The sequence below is a fragment of the Cohnella sp. GbtcB17 genome, from assembly GCF_019091135.1.
GTDB lineage: Bacteria > Bacillota > Bacilli > Paenibacillales > Paenibacillaceae > Cohnella.
In genome coordinates, this window is the sequence record NZ_JAGXJW010000125.1 from 1 (window position 1) to 4,553 (window position 4,553).

Genomic DNA, 4,553 nt, shown 5'->3' on the forward strand with positions numbered 1-4,553 from the left:
TCAAATGAAAAACCTCCTAAAATCTCGCCGTAAATCGGCGAATGACAACATTATAGCCGATTCCCTGTCAAGACGCAATATGTGAATTTTATGTCTCATTTTGTCTACGCATGGCGCCGCAGCCGCTAGCCTCTTTTGCGGAGCGTCAGCACGCGGCTCTCGCGCGGCACGAACGGCAGGCTACTGGGAACGAACGCGGCATCGGCCTCGGAAGCCAGCGCGCGGAGCAGGCGATCGAGATAAGGTACCGGCTCCCAAGCCAGCGTGACGAGCGGATAGATCCGAACCTCACCGCCTGGCGCGGCGATCCGCAACAGCTCGCGCAGCGCCTCTTCGTGGAACCGCTCGCCAAATTGGTCCGCATACAAAAATAAAAAATGGCTGCATACGACAAGTGAGAACATATCGTCCTCGAACGGCAATCGCGGCAAAGACGCGGCCAGGTACTTCCCTCCGCCCGCCTCCGACTGAAAATGGTCGGCGAACGCTTCTAGCGAAGCCTCGCGCATGCGCCTGTGACACTCCGGCGATCCGTAATAGCTCCAGTCGTAAACATGGGCCATGGCGGCGATTTTGGCAGAGGACGTATCGATCTCCCTGGCTGCCGCGGCCACGATCGCCTGCCGGTCTCCTTCGTAAAAAGGATCCGCAGCGAAGGCGTCGATCCCTCGCGCGCACAGATGCGCCGTGAAGGAAGAAGCGCCTCCCGCCACATCCAATACTTTGCCTCCAAGCAGCTTGTCGGTCTCGATCCCGAACATCCGCTCGTATTCTTCGTACGACCGGCATGTCGAAGCGACCCCCGTCTGGGGGTATGCGGGCGTTTTCTCCATAGATGCGCTCGTCTCCTCTCGTCTGTTCAAGCTCGTCTCGTCTGATCTCTTCTCGGCCCCTGCGGGTTAATGTTACTTTGCCACCGCGGCCTTCGGCTGTCAACCCTTCCTTGTGCCTCGATTTTCCCGTCGGACCGCGGGCCGACATTGATTTCTGCCCTCATCTCTTCTATAGTCATGAATAACGGCTTCGCCGTATCACAATCGGCACAGGAGCTGCCGGACGGGAGGCGTTAACCATGTTTGCCAAGCACGTCATTTACAAAAACGACCATTACAACATGCTGACCGTGGAGGTCCAGGGTAAGACACTTGTCGTGCGCCAGATTTCGGACCAGTGGGGCGAGGAGTGTCACAAGTTTCTAAGCCGCCCCGAGATGATGCATTGGGCCGAGAGACACCTTGTCGCGGAGGACTTCCCGGGCGGAGAGCAGCAGCTGGCCGAAGTGATGAACAGCCTGCGCAACGTTTAAGCGCGGGCTGCCGCCAGCCGCCGGGAAAGGAGGACGCGACCTTAATGGACTACAGCGCCACGCTGATTTACGCCATCGCGGCATTCGGGCTCGCAGCCGTGCTCATCTGGCAGCGCGACCACGTGCCTGCCAAGCTCCGCAGAGGTCTCGCGACCGTCTCGCTGGTGCTCGTGGCTTTCGCTTTTTTTCTGATCGTATATGCATTCTTCTCTGCGGGCAGCGCCTGAAGCCGGCCTCATGAAGCAGGCCTGGACCGGATATACTACGTCGGATTGCCATTCGTTGCTAAACGGAGGTCCGTCCGATGAAAATACCCGTAAAGCCGCTGGCCGCGCTGCTCTCTGCCGCGCTGCTGTCCGCGACATGCGTGCAGGATCAGACCCGGGCGCAGTCCGGGGACGCCGCCGACCGAGGCGGCAGCAAGGCGACGATCGCGCAGGCCGAAGCCCGCGGCAAATCCAACGTACCGAGGAGGCTAACCAAAATGAACGAAGTGCTCAAACGCAGCGAAGTGCCCGCCGAACACCGCTGGCACCTGGAGGACATTTACCCGGACCAGGCGGCCTGGGACCGCGAATACGCGCAAGTGCGCGAGCAGATCGGCGAGATCGCATCCTACCAAGGCAAGCTGAAGGACGCAGCCGCCATCTCCGCCTGCTTCGCCAAGGACGACGAGCTGTCGCTTCTGACGGAACGCCTCTACGTCTACGCGAACATGCGGAGCCATGAGGACATGGCCGATTCCAAATATCAGGCGCTCTCCGAGAAAGCGAAAAAGCTGAGCGTCGAGGCCGGCGAAGCGACCTCTTATATTACGCCGGAAATTTTGAGCCTGTCCGAGGATACGCTCAAGGGGATTATCGCGGATCCGTCGCTCAAGCCTACATACAGGCGCACGCTCGAAGAGATGCTGCGGCGCAAGCCTCATACGCTCTCCAAGAGCGAGGAGTCGCTGCTTGCGCAGGTCGGCAACCTGTCCCAGGCGCCGAATACGATTTTCGGCATGCTGAACAACGCCGACATGAAGTTTCCGAAGGTGAAAAACGAAAAAGGCGAGGAAGTCGAGCTGACGCACGGCCGCTACATCCAGTTCCTCGAGAGCCGCGACCGCGGCGTACGCGAGGCGGCGTTCAAGGCGGTGTACGACACGTACGGCAAGTGGCGCAACACGCTCGCCGCGACGCTGAACGCGAACGTGACCAAAAACCTGTTTTACGCGCACGCCCGCCATTATCCGTCCGCCCTCGAGATGTCCCTGTTCGGCGACAACATCCCGGTGAGCGTCTACGACAATCTGATCTCGACCATCCACGAGCATCTGCCGCTCATGCATCGCTACATGGCGCTGCGCAAAAAGCTGCTGAAGGTCGACGAGCTTCATATGTACGACCTGTTCGCGCCGCTCGTCGAAGAGTTCGATATGGACATCGGCTACGAGGACGCCAAGAAAACCGTACACGACAGCCTGAAGCCGCTCGGCGACGACTATCGCAAGGTGCTGCAGGAAGGCTTCGACAAGGGCTGGATCGACGTCTACGAGAACGAGGGCAAACGCAGCGGCGCATACAGTTGGGGCGCTTACGGCACGCATCCGTACGTGCTGCTCAACCACAAGGACAACCTGAACAGCATGTTCACGCTCGCGCACGAGATGGGACACGCGCTGCACTCGTACTATTCCGACGAGAGCAACGAGTACCGCGACGCGCAGTATACGATCTTCCTCGCGGAAGTCGCTTCTACGCTGAACGAGGCGCTGCTCATGGATTACCTGCTGGACAAGTCGAAGGACCCGAAGGAAAAAATGTACCTGCTCACGTATTACGCGGATCAGTTCCGCACGACGGTGTTCCGCCAGACGATGTTCGCCGAGTTCGAGAAGATCGTGCACGCCAAAGCGGAAGAAGGAGAATCGCTCACGCCGGAGGAGTTGTCGGCGATCTACTACGATCTGAACGTCAAGTATTACGGCACCGATATGGTCGTGGACAAGGACATCGCGATGGAATGGGCGCGCATCCCCCACTTCTACACGAGCTTCTACGTGTACAAGTATGCGACCGGCTTCTCGGCGGCGACCAGCTTCGCCAAGCAGATTCTGAGCGAGGGCCAACCCGCGGTCGACCGCTATCTCGGCTTCCTGAAGAGCGGCGGCAACGACTACTCGATCAACATTTTGAAAAAAGCCGGCGTGGACATGTCGACGCCCGCTCCGATCGAGCAGGCGCTAAGCGTGTTCGAAAGCTTGATCGAGCAAATGGAGCAGTTAACAGAGAAATAAGACCTATTCATGATGAGACTTTGGAACGCCCGCCGAACGCGGGTGTTCTTTTTTTATACTATGGAACCAAAACTCGGCAGGAATCGAGCCCTATCGACACGAATAGATACACGGAATGTTGACGGGGAGAGGGATAGGATGCTGCGGAAGGACTTGACGTCCGAACAATTGCTGACCATTATATTCGAATATATGGCCAAGATCTCGAGCGAAGCCAAGCTGGACAAGGTGCTCGTGCTGATGGCCAACATGGGCCGCGAGATGATCTTGGCCGACCGCTGCACTGTCTGGCTCATCGACGAAGCGAGCGGCGAGCTGTACACGACTGTCGCCCACGGCGTCAAGGAGATCCGGATCCCGATCGGCTCCGGCCTCGTCGGGCACGCCATCGCAACGGGCGAGCCGGTCATCATCGAAGACGCCCGCCACGATCCGCGCCACAATGCGGAGAACGACCGCAAGACGGGCTACCAGACGAAGTCGATCATCACGATCCCGTTTCGGAACAACGACGGCGAGACGATCGGCGCCTATCAGGCGACCAACAAGATGACCGAGGCCGGCAAGTTCACGGACTACGACATGACCCTGCTGTCGCTCGCCGCCTCCTATGCCGGCAAATCGCTGGAGTCCGTCATGCTGCACCAGGAGATCGCGGACACGCAGCGCGAGATTATCTCCACGATGGGCGAGATCGGCGAGATCCGGTCCAAGGAGACGGGCAACCATGTTCGACGCGTCGCCGAGTATTCGTACGTGCTGGCAAAGGCGTACGGGCTGTCCGATCGCGAAGCCGAGACGCTGCGAGACGTGTCGCCGATGCACGACATCGGCAAGGTCGCGCTTGGACTTGGCGAGGCGTGGGAGCACAATCATCATCAAACGTGGGTAAAGGTAAAAAACGATTGGGATCAGGGCAAGCATATTTTGTCCGCCTGCGAGGGCAGGCCGCATGTGACCGGGAGC

Annotated in this window: 5 protein-coding genes; 4 read left to right on the forward strand and 1 reads right to left on the reverse strand. The window is 59.0% G+C overall.

The window, feature by feature from the left end:
- Positions 1 to 125 precede the first annotated feature (125 nt).
- Entirely contained in the window at positions 126 to 833 is a 708-nt protein-coding gene (locus KVT38_RS33100) for a class I SAM-dependent methyltransferase (RefSeq protein ID WP_217598002.1), read from the reverse strand.
- Positions 834 to 1,072: 239 nt separating this feature from the next.
- Between KVT38_RS33100 and KVT38_RS33105 the strand changes: the two genes are divergently transcribed.
- The 4 genes from KVT38_RS33105 to KVT38_RS33120 form a co-directional block, all read left to right on the forward strand.
- The gene (locus tag KVT38_RS33105; protein ID WP_090114816.1) at positions 1,073 to 1,306 is read left to right on the forward strand and encodes a hypothetical protein; all 234 of its coding nucleotides are present in this window, start codon (positions 1,073 to 1,075) and stop codon (positions 1,304 to 1,306) included.
- A gap of 44 nt (positions 1,307 to 1,350) precedes the next feature.
- A complete protein-coding gene (locus KVT38_RS33110) occupies positions 1,351 to 1,533 on the forward strand; it encodes a hypothetical protein (RefSeq protein ID WP_217598003.1) in 183 nt (60 codons plus the stop codon).
- Positions 1,534 to 1,790: 257 nt separating this feature from the next.
- Complete coding sequence (gene pepF, locus KVT38_RS33115) at positions 1,791 to 3,587, forward strand: oligoendopeptidase F (RefSeq protein ID WP_217598005.1); 1,797 nt, start codon at positions 1,791 to 1,793, stop codon at positions 3,585 to 3,587.
- 138 nt (positions 3,588 to 3,725) lie between these two features.
- Positions 3,726 to 4,553: GAF domain-containing protein (locus KVT38_RS33120; RefSeq protein ID WP_254639748.1), on the forward strand; the 828-nt coding region annotated here is incomplete at its 3' end.

Excerpts from the sequence above, each read along its gene's own strand:
- KVT38_RS33100 (WP_217598002.1), bottom strand. The coding sequence starts at position 833 with ATGGAGAAAACGCCCGCATACCCCCAGACGGGGGTCGCTTCGACATGC.
- KVT38_RS33105 (WP_090114816.1), top strand. The coding sequence starts at position 1,073 with ATGTTTGCCAAGCACGTCATTTACAAAAACGACCATTACAACATGCTG.
- KVT38_RS33110 (WP_217598003.1), top strand. The coding sequence starts at position 1,351 with ATGGACTACAGCGCCACGCTGATTTACGCCATCGCGGCATTCGGGCTC.
- pepF (WP_217598005.1), top strand. The coding sequence starts at position 1,791 with ATGAACGAAGTGCTCAAACGCAGCGAAGTGCCCGCCGAACACCGCTGG.